At 65.9% G+C, this 16,109-nt stretch carries 15 protein-coding genes and 1 pseudogene; 9 read left to right on the top strand and 7 right to left on the bottom strand.

The features are described from left to right. Window positions 1-31 precede the first annotated feature (31 nt). The 5 genes and pseudogenes from ABZV58_RS28855 (at window position 32) to ABZV58_RS28835 (ending at window position 4,555) form a co-directional block, all read left to right on the top strand. The gene (locus ABZV58_RS28855) at window positions 32-1,024 is read left to right on the top strand and encodes a 2-dehydropantoate 2-reductase (RefSeq protein WP_355003323.1); all 993 of its coding nucleotides are present in this window, start codon (window positions 32-34) and stop codon (window positions 1,022-1,024) included. A gap of 421 nt (window positions 1,025-1,445) precedes the next feature. Then, window positions 1,446-2,660, top strand: coding sequence for a hypothetical protein (locus ABZV58_RS28850; protein ID WP_355003322.1), 1,215 nt, complete (start codon window positions 1,446-1,448; stop codon window positions 2,658-2,660). 203 nt (window positions 2,661-2,863) lie between these two features. Beyond that, window positions 2,864-3,850, top strand: a complete 987-nt coding sequence (gene galE / locus ABZV58_RS28845; RefSeq protein ID WP_355003321.1) for a UDP-glucose 4-epimerase GalE — start codon at window positions 2,864-2,866, stop codon at window positions 3,848-3,850. A 30-nt stretch (window positions 3,851-3,880) separates the two neighbouring features. Next, a pseudogene (locus ABZV58_RS28840) lies at window positions 3,881-4,066 on the top strand (DegT/DnrJ/EryC1/StrS family aminotransferase); the annotation flags it as partial. Between the two features lie 51 nt (window positions 4,067-4,117). Next, complete coding sequence (locus ABZV58_RS28835; RefSeq protein ID WP_355003463.1) at window positions 4,118-4,555, top strand: NUDIX domain-containing protein; 438 nt, start codon at window positions 4,118-4,120, stop codon at window positions 4,553-4,555. Between the two features lie 120 nt (window positions 4,556-4,675). On the opposite strand, the gene ABZV58_RS28830 is transcribed toward ABZV58_RS28835, so the two are convergent. Beyond that, window positions 4,676-5,524: an alpha/beta hydrolase gene (locus ABZV58_RS28830; protein WP_355003320.1), complete on the bottom strand. Its 849-nt coding sequence runs from the start codon at window positions 5,522-5,524 to the stop codon at window positions 4,676-4,678. Between the two features lie 104 nt (window positions 5,525-5,628). After that, window positions 5,629-6,909, bottom strand: a complete 1,281-nt coding sequence (locus tag ABZV58_RS28825) for a cytochrome P450 (protein ID WP_355003319.1) — start codon at window positions 6,907-6,909, stop codon at window positions 5,629-5,631. Between the two features lie 276 nt (window positions 6,910-7,185). Between ABZV58_RS28825 and ABZV58_RS28820 the strand changes: the two genes are divergently transcribed. From ABZV58_RS28820 to ABZV58_RS28810, 3 genes are all read left to right on the top strand, one after another. Continuing rightward, window positions 7,186-8,151 carry a hypothetical protein gene (locus tag ABZV58_RS28820; RefSeq protein WP_355003318.1) on the top strand — a complete coding sequence of 322 codons (966 nt, stop codon included), beginning with the start codon at window positions 7,186-7,188 and terminating at the stop codon, window positions 8,149-8,151. After that, complete coding sequence (locus ABZV58_RS28815) at window positions 8,138-9,304, top strand: hypothetical protein (RefSeq protein ID WP_355003317.1); 1,167 nt, start codon at window positions 8,138-8,140, stop codon at window positions 9,302-9,304. The genes ABZV58_RS28820 and ABZV58_RS28815 overlap by 14 nt, the downstream gene beginning before the upstream one ends. A gap of 289 nt (window positions 9,305-9,593) precedes the next feature. Continuing rightward, window positions 9,594-10,655, top strand: a complete 1,062-nt coding sequence (locus ABZV58_RS28810; RefSeq protein ID WP_355003316.1) for a GDP-mannose 4,6-dehydratase — start codon at window positions 9,594-9,596, stop codon at window positions 10,653-10,655. 41 nt (window positions 10,656-10,696) lie between these two features. Here ABZV58_RS28810 and ABZV58_RS28805 read toward each other — a convergent pair whose 3' ends face one another. Then, the gene (locus tag ABZV58_RS28805; RefSeq protein WP_355003315.1) at window positions 10,697-11,311 is read right to left on the bottom strand and encodes a carbamoyltransferase C-terminal domain-containing protein; all 615 of its coding nucleotides are present in this window, start codon (window positions 11,309-11,311) and stop codon (window positions 10,697-10,699) included. A gap of 18 nt (window positions 11,312-11,329) precedes the next feature. Between ABZV58_RS28805 and ABZV58_RS28800 the strand changes: the two genes are divergently transcribed. Then, window positions 11,330-11,761 (top strand): hypothetical protein, encoded by a 432-nt coding sequence (locus tag ABZV58_RS28800; protein ID WP_355003314.1) that lies wholly within the window; start codon window positions 11,330-11,332, stop codon window positions 11,759-11,761. Between the two features lie 695 nt (window positions 11,762-12,456). Here the strand turns inward: ABZV58_RS28800 and ABZV58_RS28795 are convergent. From ABZV58_RS28795 to ABZV58_RS28780, 4 genes are all read right to left on the bottom strand, one after another. Continuing rightward, window positions 12,457-12,969, bottom strand: a complete 513-nt coding sequence (locus ABZV58_RS28795) for a hypothetical protein (RefSeq protein WP_355003313.1) — start codon at window positions 12,967-12,969, stop codon at window positions 12,457-12,459. A 174-nt stretch (window positions 12,970-13,143) separates the two neighbouring features. Then, window positions 13,144-13,671, bottom strand: coding sequence for a hypothetical protein (locus ABZV58_RS28790; protein WP_355003312.1), 528 nt, complete (start codon window positions 13,669-13,671; stop codon window positions 13,144-13,146). A 118-nt stretch (window positions 13,672-13,789) separates the two neighbouring features. Further along, window positions 13,790-15,379: an NAD(P)/FAD-dependent oxidoreductase gene (locus tag ABZV58_RS28785; protein ID WP_355003311.1), complete on the bottom strand. Its 1,590-nt coding sequence runs from the start codon at window positions 15,377-15,379 to the stop codon at window positions 13,790-13,792. Beyond that, window positions 15,376-16,035: a GNAT family N-acetyltransferase gene (locus ABZV58_RS28780; protein ID WP_355003310.1), complete on the bottom strand. Its 660-nt coding sequence runs from the start codon at window positions 16,033-16,035 to the stop codon at window positions 15,376-15,378. The genes ABZV58_RS28785 and ABZV58_RS28780 overlap by 4 nt, the downstream gene beginning before the upstream one ends. Window positions 16,036-16,109 lie beyond the last annotated feature (74 nt).

Genomic DNA, 16,109 nt, shown 5'->3' with positions numbered 1-16,109 from the left:
GGTATGGCAAAGAGCGAAGGCGGGGAAGTTCGTGGCGCATGTGGTTGTGATCGGTGCCGGAGGTGTGGGCAGCTACTTCGCGGCCCTGTTGGCTGAGCACGGACACGAAGTGACGCTGGTCGCCCGCGGCGAAACACTTGAAACGATCAGCAGGTTGGGCCTACGAATTGAGGAAACGGGCCGGGAGCCCCGGGTGGTCACCGCATGTCGGGCGGTCGCGACCCTTGACGGTGTGCCGGTCGCCGATGTGGTGCTGGTGTGTGTCAAGTCGTGGCAGGTAGCCGCGGCTGCGGTGCAGGTGGCACCGGTGATCTCGAACCATACTGTTGTGGTTCCCGTGCAGAATGGCGTCGATGCCGCCGATCGTCTTCGTGCGGCACTTGGCGCCGATCATGTGGTGGGCGGGGTATGTACTGTGTTTGCGCGGCGGACCGCGCCGATGTCGGTGCAACGGCTCGGCGATCCGCCGTCGCTGCGTATCGGCGGCTTGCCCTGCCGCTCACCAGAGGCGAACCGAATCGAGACGATCGCGTCGATGCTGACGGACGCAGGAATCGCAACGACGATCTCCTCCGACATTCGACGAGACTTGTGGCGGAAACTGATGTTCATCGCGTCGTTCGGCGGTGTGACCGCGTTGTCCAACGCTGCGGCTGGGGTCGTGCGCAGCCAGCCACGGACTCGAGCACTGTTCCGGTCTGCTGTACTTGAGGTGGCTGCCGTCGCTCGAGCAGCCTCGGCGAATGTCACGGATGCCGACGTCGATGCTGCGGTGGCGCGCCTGGACGACTCTGATCCGCTTGCCACGGCGTCGATGATGAGGGATCTTTCGGCTGGCAGACCATCGGAGTTGTACGACCAGACCGGCGCAGTGGTCCACTACGGCGAATGGCTCGGCGTGCCGACCCCAACGCATTCGGTGATCTACGGTGCACTGCTGCCTCGCGAACTCCAAGCACGAGGCGAGAAAACCGAGCCACGTTGGTCACCACCGCATCACATGGAGAACAACACGAGGACGTGAGTCCCGCTGAGCGCCACGCTCCGGGCGAGCGCAGTCGGCGGCAGGCCGGCATCAGTACCGACATCGGCGCACCAGGCGCCGGGACGCTCACCGGACGGCGTCTGAACTACCGGAGCCTCATCCCCCCCGGGCAAGCCGGGTTCGGTTCGGGCGCATGCCCGGCACCTGATGCTGACTTCAGCGTGGCAGCAGCGAATGTGGTGGGGCGACAGCGTCGATCGGACAACCGGATGCGCAGATTCTGCGGTCGACACCACCGGCAACGGCCTACGGTGTGTCCGTATTGAACGCAAATCAGCGCAGGTCAAGGGGTGGACATGGCCGAGAATTCGACCTTCGCGTGGGACACACCCGAGTTCCGCGCGCACCTGGCCGCCCGGCGTCCCGGACGGGCGTTCATGCTAGTCCGCAAGGCCACGGAATGACCCAGGCCCGGTTCGGTGAACTCATGCACTGGGACCGCACCCACGCCGGGCGCGTCGAACGCGACGAGGTCACCAGCATCTGCGATATCTACCAGATGGGTCGCACCGCCGATGCGCTGGGCATCCCCCGGCTCGCGTTGCTGCCCGCCTTCCTCGAATCGTCCGACGTTGGGACCATCGAAATCACCGACAGCGAAGGAGCCGACGTGGACCGTAGGCAGTTCGGGCAGGCCAGTGCATTCATCCTCGCCGCCGCCCTCACCACCACCCCGGCCGCAGCGACCGCCCACGCCGCGACTCCTCGGCTCGCGGAATCCGACCACGTACGCTACTTGGCCGGTCTCGCCGATCAACTGTGGGCACACGACAACGACTTCGGCAGCGGCGGCCTGGTCCAGACCGCGCTCGACCAGTTCGCCATTGCCAAACGGCTGCTCGACCACGCCGACTACGACCGCCGCACCGGCACCGAATTGACCGCTGTCGCAGGAAATCTCGGATTGGTCAGCGGCTGGCTCGCCTACGACGGCGGCGATCAGACCACGGCGGCCACCTGCTACAAGGACGCGCTGATCCTCGCCGAACGAGGCGGGGACGGCTCACTGGCCGCCGACATCATCGACGCCCTACGGCAGCAGGCATGGACCGGTGGCCGGATGCGCGAAACGCTCCAACTCAGCCTGCGCGCCAGCGACCGCAGCCGCTACGACCCATCCGCCCGCCTGCAAGCCCTGCTCGCCGCCCGCGAAGGCGTCGCCTACGCCGCCGTCGGCGACCGCAGCCAATGCGAACGCGCCCTCGCCGCCGCCTGGCGCCAAGTCGACCGCGGCCTCGACGACCCCAACGACCCCGTACGGCTGCACTACATCACTGAGGCCGAAATACGCACCATCGAAGCTCACGCCCGCCGCTATCTCGGCCAGCACGACAAAGCCGTCACCATCTACCACGAAAGCGTCACAGGCGGCACCCGCCCACCCCGCGACGAAGCCTCCTACCGCGCCTACTACGCAGCCTCCCTCGCCCGCCTCGGCAACGTCAGCACGGCTGTCGAGGAAGGACTTGCCGCTCTCACGATGCTCGAAGGCCCGGTCAATTCGCCACGGCTGGTCTCCGAACTCAGACCGGTCTACATCGCCGCTGGACACATCAGCAGCGACGAGGCAGACGAATTCCGAAAACGCTTCAGCCAACTTATCCCAGCCAGCTGAACGTACTTCGCTGAGGTACTGTTCTCCTTCTGCGGTGTCGGTGTCGACAGTCCCCATCGAGGCGCGGTCCTCGATGCGGTGACCGCTGATGTCGAGGGCTGGTTCTCCGCGCACCCTGGCCAGGTGTGGCGCGACCCCAAGGGCTATAACGTCGCCACGGCTATCGTCAGCGAATAACACTGCACTCAAGGAGATTTGGCTCTGTGAAGCTGCTCGTGACCGGCGGCGCCGGATACATCGGCTCGATCGTCGCCCACCAACTCCTCGACGCCGGACACGACGTGGAGATCATCGATAACCTCTCCACCGGCTTCGCGACCAACCTGCCCGCCGCGGCCACGTTCCATCACATGTCGATCCACCAGGCCGCCGAGATCCTTACCCCCGACGCCGGTTTCGACGGAGTCCTGCACTTCGCCGCCTCCATCGAAGTCGCCGAATCCGTCCAGAACCCGGAAAAGTACTGGCACAACAACATCGAGGGCTCACTGGCCCTGCTGCGCGCGATCCGCAACGCGAAGGTGCCGCGGTTGATCTTCTCCTCCACCGGGTCGATGTACACCGGCGATGGCAAGACCTCCTTCGACGAGACCGCCGAAGTACGACCCAAGAACCCGTACGCCGCGACGAAAGCAACCGTTGACCAACTCATCGCCGGAGAATGCGGAGCCTCCACCGTGCTCGGCGCCGCATCGCTGCGCTACTTCAACGCCGCGGGCGCAGTAGTCAGCACCGACGGAACTCATCTGGGCGAACGCCACGACCCCGAATCCCATCTGATCCCGATCCTGCTGCAAGCAGCGGGCGGACAACGTGACTCGTTCACCCTCTTCGGCAGTGACTACGAAACACGCGACGGCACCTGCATCCGCGACTACATCCACGTCGCCGACCTCGCCGCCGCTCACCTCCTCGCCCTCGACGCCGTCCAACCCGGCCGCCACGAGATCTACAACCTCGGCAACGGCGCTGGCTACACCAACGGCGAAGTCCTCGACACCGTCCGCGACGTCACTGGCGCCGACTTCCCCGTCCACCACGCTGACCGCCGACCAGGCGACCCAGCCGTCTGCATCGCATCCAGCGCCAAAGCACATCGCGAGCTGGGCTGGAAACCCGAGCGACCCGACCTCGCCACCATCGTCGGCGACGCCTGGCGATTCCACAAAGCGGTCCATGCAATGGAATGATCTCGATCCAGGTGGGCGAAGGGCGACAAGGCTGTCTCCGCACTGCATGCCAAAGGCGTCAACACCGGCATTCACTTCATCGCGCTCGCCAGCCAGCCGTACTATCAGCGCGAACAGGCAATGACAGCCGACAACGCACGGATCGCCAGGGCGGTGTCGGACCGCATCCTCAGCCTGCCGCTCTACCCCGGCGCTGACCGACACGACGTCGCCGCCGCAGTCCGCAAGATCGCCACCGCCTACCAGCGCCGAAAGGACAACCGCCTCATGGCGAAAAAGGAAGGCACGCAGATCATCCTGACCAATCTGCACGGCGAGGTCCTGATGTATTTGCGTGACGACAAGCCCGAGCTCCTCTATTCCAACATGTGGAGTCTGCTCGGCGGCATGATCGAGCCGGGCGAGACCCCACTCGGGTGCATCGTCCGCGAAATCGCTGAGGAGCTGCACTGGACTGAAACCGGGGACGGTGTCCAGCTCGACGCGGCCAGGGTGACGTACCTGTGCACACGCGATCTCGACTTCGGCATCGAGCACACCTTCACTGCAGCCGCTGATTTCGACCTAGATGACGTCACCCTGATCGAGGGGCAAGCTCTGCGGTGGTTCACCGCTGATGACGTGGCAACCACCGAGCTGGCATACGCCGACAACGCGATCCTCGAAGCCTTCTTCGGGTCGCTGGAAACCCCGACGAGAACGTGAGCCGCAGTCGTCTCGCCATCCTCGCCGCGCGAAGCGACCGGTCATCCTGCCCGATGATGCGGATCGGCTACTGACTCGATCGTCGGTTTGCTCGTGTTCGGTGCGACGGGTAGTGCGTACCTACGCGGCGCGGGGGAAATGCTCGGTCAGCGCCGCGTACACCAAGGCGGGCTGCTCGAGCGCCGGGCTGTGCCCGGCACCGGGGATCACGATGTGGTGTCCGGCGGCTCCGACGGCTTCGGCGATGTTCTTCCCGGAGATCGGATCGGGGTAGGCGTGGTCCTGCGCGCCTGCGATGGCCAGCACTGGCACCTGGCAGTCCTTGAGGTCTTCGACGACGCTGTCGCGGGCGACGACCGCGTCGGCGGCGTCGCCGATGCTGGGCGGAAGCTGGTCGAAGTAGTCCATCCAGCGGCTGGTCAATGTCTGGTTGTAGGCGAGGGTGTCGTCGCCGAACATGATGTGGGCGAGCAGTTCTCGCACCGGCATGGTGCCGTTGCCGATGTCGAGCGCTCCGGTGGTGCCGTAGGCGGTGAGGTGGTCGACGAGCAGATCGAATTCGTCGCGTCGGTGTTCGTGTTCGGCGGAGGCGCCGATTGCGGTGGCGGTGCGCACAAGGTCGGGGTGCCAGGCGGCCAAGCGCAGCGCGATCATGCCGCCGAGGCTGTTCCCGACGACGTGCGGTCGGGTCAGGCCGAGTTCGGTGATCAATGCGGCGAGGTCTTCGGTGAGCGCGGGCAGCTCCAGCTCCTGGCGCATGGCGGGCGAGCTGCCGCCTTGGCCGCGATGGTCGTAGGCGACGACGCGGAATCCGTCGCTGGCGAATCGCCTCAGCAGCGGGTGCATCATCTCGCGTGTCATGAACAGTGAATGCGCCAGAACGACAGGGGTGCCGTCCTCGGGTCCGGCGGCGGTGTAGGCGAGCATCGCTCCGTTCGCGTCAACCGAGCCGGTCGTAGCCGTCTTCATGGGTCGATCTCCTTTGCAGGGTAGTGGGATTCAGTTCATCGAGCGCAGAAGGTTGTGCCGCGCCGGGGGCGCGCCCGGCTGGGACATCAGTCCGGCCGCGGGGTTCATCGATGGAGCCGTCGTCTCGAGGCAGGAAACACGACGGGCAGCTGAGCCACGGCACGGTGGAAGGGGCCGGGCCGCCATTGCAGGTCGCCTGGGTCGCAGCCGAGTCGCAGTTCGGGCAGCCAGTCGAGGAGTTGGTCGATGGCGTCTTCGGCGATCTCGTAGGCGATTTCTCGTGCCGGGCAGGCGTGCGGGCCCGCGCTGAACGACAGGTGCGCGGCGTTGTGGGTGAAGTCCACGTACCCGGAATTGTCCGGTGTGCGGATGATGTTGGGGTCGGTGTTGCAGGCTGCCATGCCGATGAGCACGGGCTGGTGCGCGGGCAGCATCACCTCGTCGATCACCATCGGCTGGGGCGGGTAGCGAACGCACAGATTCGCCAGCGGAGGGTTGCGGTAGAGGACCTCGTCGAGCGCGTCGCGGGTGGTGAGGGCACCGCCGACCAGGTCGCCCTCGAACCGGTTGTCCGTCACGAGCAAAAGCACTGTGTTGGCGATGAGGTACTGCAGCGGTTCGATCGCCGCGGCGTACATCGTCAGCAGCTGTTGGGAGATCTCGTAGTCGCTCATCCCGACCGCGTACGCCATCAATGTGGTGGTGACATCCGCACCAGGCTGTTGCCGCTTCGATGCGATCAGGGCAGTGAATGCGTTGTCGAGGATCGTGTTGACCTCATCCGAGCCGGCGGTCGCGTCGAACATCAACGCGAACCCCATGGCAAGCTCGGCGCCGATGTCGGCTGGGCAGCCCAGCAACGCGTTGATCGTGTCGAACGCGAGCGGATAGGCGTAGTCGGTGATCAGATCCGCTCTGCCCTGGCCACTGAAGGCGGCGACGAGCCGTGCGCCGATTTCGGCGACGACACCGTGCAGGGCATACCGGTCCACGGCCTTGAGTGCCGCGACGGTCGGCGCGCGGTATCGCTGGTGTTCCGGGCCGTCACTGCGCAGCGCGTTCGACCGGTACTCCATCATCGGCCGAACCGGACAGTCGGGCGGGATGGCTTCCTGCCACGTGCGGGGATTCACCGGGAAGTGCTCGGTGTCGTGAAGAATTCTCAGGGCGGTGTAGTAGCCGATCACCAAGGTTGCGGGCACGCCGGGCGCCAGCTCCACCGGCACGAAATCGCCGTAACGCTGGCGCATCTGCGCGTAGACCGCATGCGGATCCGCCGCGAACTCTGGTGAATACAGGGCGAAGACCCGGCCGAGGGTATCGGAGGAATGCCCGTGCGCGACTGGGCACCTGCGGAGGGATGTTTCGGGCTGGCTGGTGATCACGCAGAGACTCCTGGGCGGCAGCGGGCGTGCGGGATGGATTCGACGGCAGCGGCCAGGACTGGTCGTGCTGCGGCGAACTGTCTGCCGCACAGCGTGTTTCGGCGCGGCCTCATATCCGAGGGCGCAGGATCGGTTGTGCGGGTCAAAAGATGCTGTGGCGATTACTCTGCCTACTGCGGACGCCACGAAATAGCCTCTAGCGCACCACTACCGTCACACCAGGGCGCTCCTGGCGGCATACTTGGGCCCGCGACCGCGGCGGAAAGGGGGATCACGGTGGAATGGACGGGCTTGGAAGCCATCGCGCTCAAGACCGCCACCCGACGATCGATCCGCGAGTTCGCCGCCGACCTCGGCGTCGGCCACAACACGGTCACCAAGTGGAGCCAACGCGGAGCGGCCATCACCCTGCGACCGCTCACCCAGCGCGTGCTCGACGAGGCCTTCGCACGTGCCGACGACGCAGCGAAGGCACGCTTCGCCGAGATTCTGCGCCGCGCCCGAGCCGGGCAAGCGGCCTCATCACCGCCGCCGCGAAGGCCAGACGGAACCGACATCTTCGGCATCAACGCCACACTCTCACCGCCGGCGCACCGCGGCGGTGACCACACGCCCCAGCTCCCTGCCGCCGGGGAAGGCGACAGTCCTGCGTTGAGCGGCCTGCAAGAGTTAGCGGGCCATGTCGTCGATCTCGATCTGCGCATCGATCTGCAGATCAGCGACGACGGCGCCGCGCGAGTGCTCTACCGCTACGAAACGGTCAACCTCACAGACCGACCGCTGACGCGGATGTCGCGCGAGCTGTGGTTCCAGTACACCACCGGTGGACTGAGCATCGAAGCGCTGGCGTCGAGCACTCGGCAGGTGGGAATCCAGCGCATCCACGACACCCCGAATCTGGCCAAGTTCGCCTGCCAAATCTCCCCACCCATCAAGCCAGGCGAGACCGCCAGGATCGGATACTGTTGCGAGGGCGGTCTTTTCGTCGACGCCCTGTACTGGCGGCAGTCGATCTACCGCCACACCCGACGATTGAGCATTCACCTGCGCCACGCCGGAGCCGGGAGGATCCTGACTTGCTCGGCGAGCGAGGAACACCCCGACGGCGCGGAGAACTCCGCGACCGAAGGCCTCGTCTGGGATCACGACGGCCGCGACGTCGTCGCTACCCTCACCCGTGACCATCTTCGCCCGAATCAGTCGGTCACCTTGCACTGGGAGGTTACCCGTGAGCACCCGTGACGCCGTCGAGGCAGCACTTCGGGCATGGAACCAGCACGAGCTCGACCGAGGCGCACCCGCGGTCATCGACTTCGACTTTCACCCACCCACCACCCGACACCACGATCCCGCCGACCGGCTCACCACCTTCCGGCGACTCACCCAACTACGCGAGGACACCACCGAACCCGCCGTCCTACAGCGCATCAACGCCGACCTCGCCTACCTGCGGGCACTGATGGGCGAACGCGCCACGCTCGACGACTACATTCGCGCGACCCAGGGCTGCCCCGCCAACGGCTGGCCACCCGACTACATCACCACCCGAGGCGAGATCGCCCGCGAATGCCTCGACCGTCTCGGCGTCGCGTGGGGCACCAACACCATGGCCGATCTCGCCGCCATCGAAGGCCCCCTCGACGCGACCGACGCACCCGATGCCATCCGCGACGCCGCCACCGAATACGAGCCGGCCGTCCGCGCCGCCACCGGCTCGCACGCACCTTACGACCTGAGCATCGAAACCGCCGACGTCGACGCCTACTGGGCCTACTGGCTCGACGGCGCCGGTGACCGCGTCCGCCTACGCCTCAACCTCCGCAACGCCAGCTACACCAAAGTCCAAGCCCGCCAATTCGCACTCCACGAAGTCCTCGGCCACGGCCTCCAAAGCGCCAGCATCGCCGCGCGCTGCGCCGCCGAAGACGTCTCCTGGGTGCGGCTGCTGTCGGTGCATGGCCCCCAACAGGTCCTGCTCGAAGGCTGGGCCCAAGCCATGCCCCTGTTCATCACCCCCGACGACGAAAACCTCATCACACGAGTGCGTCTGGACCACTACACCCACCTAGTTCGCGCCGAACTCCACCTCGCCCTCAACGAAGGCACACCAATCGAGGACTGCGCCAAACTCGCTCACTCCCGCGTCCCCTGGTGGCACGACAACCACATCGCCGACATCCTCGCCGACCGCAGCACAAACCCGCAGCTACGAAGCTACATGTGGGCATACGCCGCAGGCATCGACTGGTTCACCCACCTCGCCACCGCCCCTGCCACCACCATCCAAACGGTCCTGCACAACGCCTACCGCAGCCCACTCACACCCAACGAACTCCAACAACTCTGGCCGCACGGCCCTGACATCGGAGGACCAGGTGCCCACGCCACGGCGTGAGTCCTATCTGCGGTGAGAAGATCGAGGAGTTCACGTACCACTGTGGCGGATCACATCGGCTGTAGTTGCCGATGGATGTCGCCGGAGTCGTCGAAGCACCAGGTAGGAGCCCGGGGTGTTGTGGTCGAAACCCGAGTGACATCGCCAGCGTCAGATCAGCCGAATTGCTCACTTTGAATGCCATCTTGAACGCGGCGTCCCGGCCCGGCGGAGTCGTGCTCAGAGGGGCGTTGAGGCTCAGGTCGCTGCGGCTTCGCACCTGTGCGGGGGTCCGCTAGGCTCGCCAGTCATGGCCGTTTACCTCGTAACCGGCGCCGCAGGTTTCATCGGCGCGAACTACGTGCACTTTCTGCTGGAGCGGGAGCCGGATGCGCAGGTCGTGGCGGTGGATTACATCGGGTTCGCCGGGAACATGGCCAACCTGGACCCGGTGATCGACCGCATCAGCTTCGAGAAGGCTGATATCGCCGACCTCGAGGTGATCGAGGCGATTTACCGCCGCTTCCAGCCGGACTACGTTGTGAATTTCGCGGCCGAGTCCCACAACGACCGTGCGATCCTCGGCCCGTCGGCGTTCATGCGCTCCAACGCCATGGGCGCGCAGGTGATGGCCGAAGCCAGCCGCCTGGTGCGAGTGCGCTCGCACGTGCACGTGTCGACGATCGAGGTGTATGGGGAGCTGCCGCCGGGTGATAAGTGGTTCACCGAGCGCAGCGCCCTCAACGCCAAAACCCCGTACTCGGCCGCGAAGGCCGCCGGGGATCAGATGGTGCGCGCCTACATGGCGACCTACCCGGAGATGAATATCCGGCTGACTCACTGCGCCAACAACTTCGGGCCGTATCAGCTGCCGGAGAAGCTCATCCCCTTGGCGGTGACGAATGTGTTGCGGGGCCGCAAGATCCCCGTCTACGGCGACGGGTTGCAGAGCCGGGACTGGCTGCACGTGCTCGACCACTGTGATGCGGTGCACCAGGTCTTGCACGCAGAGCTGGGTGAGATCCCGAAGGCGGCGGCGACCGATCCCGGTCTTCTGCCGATCTTCGACATCTCGGCGCGCCATGAGGTGACCAACCTCGATATCGCCCGCATGGTGGTGACCGAACTCGGTTTGGATCCGGCCGAGTGGATCGAACATATCGAGGACCGCCCGAATCACGACCGCCGCTACGTGATCAACCCCGAGAAGCTGGAAGCTGTGCTCGGGTGGCGGCCGATGCGGCAGTTCGAACCGGAAATCGCCGAGACCGTCCGCTGGTACCGCGACAACCGCGATTGGTGGGAACGCATCCTCGCTGAGAAGGGCGAACTCGGGTTCGATTGGAGCCAGCGGCCCATCGGAGCCCAGTAACCAGCCGACGGGCCCCGCGCTCGTCGGCTGCCGGGCGATGCTCAGGGCTTATTGATGATGACGTGGTGGCCGATGATTGCGGCGTCGGCGGGTGAGGAGAACAGGAACGCCACGGCCTGTTCGGGGGCGGCGATGATCGGCTCCCACCCGGAATTCAGGGACATGTTCAGCACCGCTGGTGTCCCGGTGAACTGGTGGAACTGCTCGATCAGACGGCGGTAGAGCCCGGTTCCCGGATTCACGGTGTGGGGGCGGCTGGTGCCGTCGACGTGGGTGGCCGCGATGATCGCGGTGTTGTCCACGGTTGGCAGGGTGAAGGACATGAACGGCGCGTCAATCGGGCGTCCAAACAGGTCAGGGACGTATTCCGACAGCACGGACGGGCCGAAGGGCCGAAACTGCTCGCGGCGTTTGATCATGTTGACCCGGCGGCGCATCTCGCCTGTGGAGGGGTCGGCCAGTAGCGAGCGCGCGCCCAGCGCGCGAGGCCCGAACTCCATGCGGCCTTGGAACCAGGCCACGATCTGCTGCCGAGCGAGCGGATCGGCTGCAGTGGCGGCAGGGTCGTCGGTATGCCGGAATTCGATCCCGCACGCGGTGAGCATCGACCCGATCCGGTCTTCGCTCCAGGACGGGCCGAACTGGGTGTGGGTCAACCGCGGGGGCCGCATCCCATGGTCGGCGAACGCGCCCTCGCCGCGGCCTGGCGCCAAGTCGACCGCGGTCTCGACAACCCCAACGACCCGGTACAGCTGAACTACATCACCGAAGCCGAGATCCGCACCATCGAAGCCCACGCCCGCCGCTACCTCGGCCAACACGACAAAGCTGTCACCATCTACCACGACAGCGTCACAAGCGGCAGCCATCCGCCCCGTGACGAAGCGTCATACCGCGCCTACTACGCCGCATCCCTCGCCCGCCTGGGAGACACCACCTCTGCCGTCGATGAAGGCCTCGCCGCCCTCACGATGCTCGAAGGCCCAGTCCAATCACCACGCCTGGTCAACGAACTGCGGCCGGTCCACCTCGCCGCAGCCCAGAGCCGCAGCGACGACGCCAACCAATTCCGAAGCCGATTCGACAGCCTGGTCACGGCAGCGTAGATCATCGCCGGCCACCAGTGGTTCGAGCACGTCACGACACGGTCGGCGGGCCTATCCCGGCGCACTGGGAACAGTCGACCCGACACATTCGACGTCAGCTGAGCGCCGTCAACCAGCTGAGAATCTCCTTCGGGCCGACAGACGGCGCGCACGGGGACTACCAAGGGCCCCTCGGTTTTGCGCATTCGCCATGGCCCATAACGCAATTCGTAGCCGTCGAGTTCCTCCACAACAATCCACAACTGTACACACCAGTCCAGGCACGGGCCGTATTCACGAACCACGGGCCTGTGAGGGTTACGCCTGATTCGGCGCAGCAGAGAATGATCGCGTGGTCCGGGCCAGAACAGTCGGCTACGAGGCAGCCCAGTAGCAGCCGCAGTGGACTGCAGGGACGGTCTCACCCGAGCTGTGCCGTGCCGCCCAGCAACGGTTTCGCCAGCGCCGTCGGGGTGATGTCGTAGTCATCGAACGTAGTCCGTCAGCTCCATTCGTCGTGGCTACCAAATGGCTCTGACCAGCGCGCGAGTCCCGCCGCGGTGAGCGTTATTTCGTGGTCGACGATCGAGGACAAGGCGGTGCGGGCGGCGTCGAGCGCGGTGTAGGCGCTGGCTTGTGCGAGAAAGCCTGGATGGGTGGGGACCGGGACCAGGCCGCAGCTTCGCCAGTAGCTGGACAGTCAGCGAGCAGCAACGTTAGCCGGCGAGGCTGGTGGGGTCGACATCGTCGGGGGTTGGGGATAGCACGATCAGTCCGTCGTGGGAGGACAGCATCCGGTAGGCGATTTCGGTGAGCATCCAGGCTGCGAGTTGGTGGCCGCGCAGGGGTGGTGCAACTTCGGCGTGGAGCACGACGACAGCGTCGTTGATCGGTGTGGCGTCGAATTGCTGTTGTATGTCGTCGTCGAGCCAGTTGCCGTCGAAGAGTGCGGAGAATTCTTCGGCGGTTTGGGAGTAGGAGTCGAGGACGTTGTCGGCGACGTGTTCCTCGCCCAGTCGAATGGTGAGGAAGTCGATGCAGCCGACACATACTCGTTCGTCTTCGACTTCCGCGGGGTCGTCCACGCTCATCGTCAGTTGCGCGCACCAGTCCAGGGCCGCGTCGTATTCGCTGATATTGAGGCTGCGGTACCGCGCCGTGGGCATGCTCAGCCTCACGGTGTCGGCACCGCTGCGACGGGCGTGTGCGGCGAGTTCGGCCAAGGTCATCGACACAGCGGGCCAGTATGCCGCACCCGCAAGGGAATCGGTCAGGTTCGGAAGGTCAGGGAGAAGAACCGTTGTTCGGGTGTGGCGGTCAATCGCAGGTCGATGTCGGCGAGCTTCTTGGGCGTCGTGGTGTCCCCCTTCGTAGTCAGATTGTCGGGTCGTGGTGCAGCGCGGTCAAGGCTTCGAGGCTTCCTTGATCCAGAGCACCGCGTCCGGGTCGGCGAACGCTATCGCCGAGTCGGTGCGGGTGAGCCGGGTTCTCCCCGAGACCATTTCGAATCCGGCGTCGTAGAGCGCTGGCACGACCTTGGCCGCAACGCGCTCGGCGGCGGCCGCGCGCCCGGGAGTTCCGGGATCGCCGTAGTCGTCGAGGTTGTTCGAGTCATGCTGGATCGTGAGCCCGCGCCTCGGTTTGCTGACGGTGTGCACCCAAACTTGCTCCGTGTCGTCGGAGGTGAGGACGGCGACCCCGGCGTCGGCAAGGATCTGGTTGACCTTGTCCTTGCGGTCGATCAGCGACAGCACCGACAGCACGGTAGGTCGGGAAAACATGGGCACCCGGCGTGCGACTTCGTTGCGGGTGACGCCGCGCTGCAGCGCATATGCCATCACCTCCACCAGCTCAGCATCGGCGAATTGCCACTGCTCCACGGCGACGTCGAGGTGTTCCAATACCTTGTCGCGGTCGTTGTCGGTCACCATGTCGGCCAGGCTATCGGTAAAAAGTTTGACCGGTCAAGAGTTTGACCGGTTCGAGTCAGGGCTTCTGTGTTGTCGTGGTGTGTGGACATGGCGTTTCTCTTTCTGTGGGATGGGTGGGTCAGCACGCCGTTCGTCGGTGAACGGAGAGGCTTTCGGGTTGTCGTGATGGGATGGCGGGGTTCGGGGTCGCCGCGGTTGTGCGGGGGCCGTGTGCGGTGAAGGTTCGCGCGGGCGCATGACGACGCAGCAGCCGCTGGAAGCGGCGTGTGCTGGCCGGCCAGGGGTTGGTGATGCGGCCGGTGGAGTGTTTGAACCAGCTCGGGCCCACAGCGGGCCAGACGGTATGTCCGAGCGCGTCGTCGAGCCAGCGTTGGTGTGCCCGCATCGCCTCGTGAGTGACTTCGATCGCGGCCGCGCCGATCTGGTTGCGCCAGCGTAAGCAGTCGATGATGTAGTCGATCTGATGTTGCTTCATCCCCGGGTTGCTGCCGGCGGGGTTGAACGAGTTGGGTCCGGCGAGCAGGAAGGCGTTGGGGTAGCCGTGCACGGCCAGGCCGAAGAAAGCGCGTGCCCCGCTGCGCCACTGCTGGTGCAGTGAAATTCCTCCCCTACCGCGGACATCGACGGGGACGAGGAACTCGCTGGCTTTGAATCCGGTGGCGTAGATGATCGCGTCGGCGCGATGGGTTTCGCCGTCGCCGGTTCGGATGCCGGCGGGGTCGATGCCGGTAATGGGGTCGGTGATCAGCTCGACGTTGGGTCTGGTCAGCGCCGGGTAGTAGTGGCTGTCGAAGATGATGCGTTTGCCGCCGAGCCGGTAGTGCGGGGTGATCTTCGCGCGCAGCACCGGGTCGGTGATCTGGTGTTGCAGGTATCGGCGGGCGGCCGATTCGGCGGGTCGGGACGACCAGCCGCGGCGCATGATCGGCGCGAGCACGGCGTCGGCGCCCACGCCGAGGCCTTGCCGGTAGAAGTGGTGCGCGCCTGGCAGCCGCAACACCGTCCGGGTGATCAAGCCGAAACTGGTGGCGGGCTTGGGCAGCACCCAGTGCGGTGTGCGCTGGAACAGGGTGACTCGGCGGGAGGCCTGGGTCAGGTGGGGCAGGATTTGGGCGGCGCTGGCGCCGGTGCCGATGACCGCGACATCCCGATCGCGCAGATCGACCTTGTGGTCCCAGCGCGCGGTGTGGAAGGCCGGTCCGGCGAAGGTCTCACGGCCAGGGATCTCGGGTAGGTGGGGCCGGTGCAGTTGGCCGACAGCGAAGACGACTACTTCGGCCAGTACACGCTCGCCGTCGCCGGTGATCAGTTCCCAGCGCGCTTGGTCATTGAGGTAGGTGGCGTGGGTGATCGCGGTGCCCAGCCGCAGGTGCGGGCCGAGGTCGTGGTCGGCGACGACGGTATGCAGGTATTCCAGGATCTGCGGTTGGCTCGGGTACCGGATGCGGGTGTCGCGGTAGGGCTGGGCGGACAGTGAGTACAGGTGGGCTGGGACATCGCAGTGGCAGCCGGGGTAGGTGTTGTCACGCCACACCCCGCCGACGTCGTTGGCGTGGTCGAAGATCGCGAAATCGGTGATTCCGGCACGCCGCAGCGCGACGCCCATTCCTAGTCCGCCGAACCCGGCACCCACGACCGCGACTTCCAGTACGTAGCGCTCACCGGTCGCGGTTCCGGTCCGGCGCGGCTGTACCGATACGGCGCTCACCGTGTCACCGCCCGGTGGAACAGGGTTTCCTCGGGTAAGGGGGCGACGACGGCGGGCAGGTCGGCCCAGGTTCGCAGGTCCACCGGTAGACCGGGTGCGCATAGGTTCATCCCGCATCGGCGGTAGAACGCCGCGACACCGGCGGCGTAGGTGGGAAATTGGCCGTAGACGATTCGGGCGTCGGCTTGCGCGGCGAGGGTGAACGCTTCGGTCAACAGTGCTCGCCCGAGGCCGCGACCACGGTAGGCGGGTAGCACTGCCAGGGCATGGATTTTGATCGTCGTCAGCGCCGCCTGCACGACCGCGGCCTGACTCAGCACGGCCAGCTGGGAGACCAGGTGGATCGAGGGCCCGGCCGCCAACCCGCCGACCACCCGGCCCTCGGCGAGGGCGACCAGCGCCATGGTTCGCGCGGCCAGCACCGTGGACACGCCACCGACCGCGGCGAGGTCGTCGCGTGCCTGGGGGCCGTAGTCGCGGGACAAGCCGGTCCCCAGCACCTTGTTGTCGTGGGCGTGGAGCAGGTTTCGTGCCGCGCGGCGCGCGTGTGGGACACCGCAGAGCCGATGCCAACGCTGGAACTCGCGCAGCTCGGCTCGGAAACGGGCGGGTCGGACCTCAACGGTCACACCGCTGGAATTGGGCGAGGGGGTCATGGGATCTCCTGTGTGAGAGGGAAGACGCTGACGACTGGCCAAGCGGCACGGACGCCAAAGTTGATGGGTCGCAG

This window comes from Nocardia sp. NPDC004654 (assembly GCF_040609595.1).
Classification (GTDB): domain Bacteria; phylum Actinomycetota; class Actinomycetes; order Mycobacteriales; family Mycobacteriaceae; genus Nocardia.
Note: the sequence above shows the minus strand (reverse complement) of the source record. Positions and strands in the feature narration are given on the sequence as shown.

Excerpts from the sequence above, each read along its gene's own strand:
- ABZV58_RS28810 (WP_355003316.1), top strand. The coding sequence starts at position 9,594 with ATGGCCGTTTACCTCGTAACCGGCGCCGCAGGTTTCATCGGCGCGAAC.
- ABZV58_RS28800 (WP_355003314.1), top strand. The coding sequence starts at position 11,330 with ATGGTCGGCGAACGCGCCCTCGCCGCGGCCTGGCGCCAAGTCGACCGC.
- ABZV58_RS28830 (WP_355003320.1), bottom strand. The coding sequence starts at position 5,524 with ATGAAGACGGCTACGACCGGCTCGGTTGACGCGAACGGAGCGATGCTC.
- ABZV58_RS28835 (WP_355003463.1), top strand. The coding sequence starts at position 4,118 with ATGGCGAAAAAGGAAGGCACGCAGATCATCCTGACCAATCTGCACGGC.
- ABZV58_RS28780 (WP_355003310.1), bottom strand. The coding sequence starts at position 16,035 with ATGACCCCCTCGCCCAATTCCAGCGGTGTGACCGTTGAGGTCCGACCC.
- ABZV58_RS28795 (WP_355003313.1), bottom strand. The coding sequence starts at position 12,969 with ATGACCTTGGCCGAACTCGCCGCACACGCCCGTCGCAGCGGTGCCGAC.
- ABZV58_RS28790 (WP_355003312.1), bottom strand. The coding sequence starts at position 13,671 with ATGGTGACCGACAACGACCGCGACAAGGTATTGGAACACCTCGACGTC.
- ABZV58_RS28850 (WP_355003322.1), top strand. The coding sequence starts at position 1,446 with ATGACCCAGGCCCGGTTCGGTGAACTCATGCACTGGGACCGCACCCAC.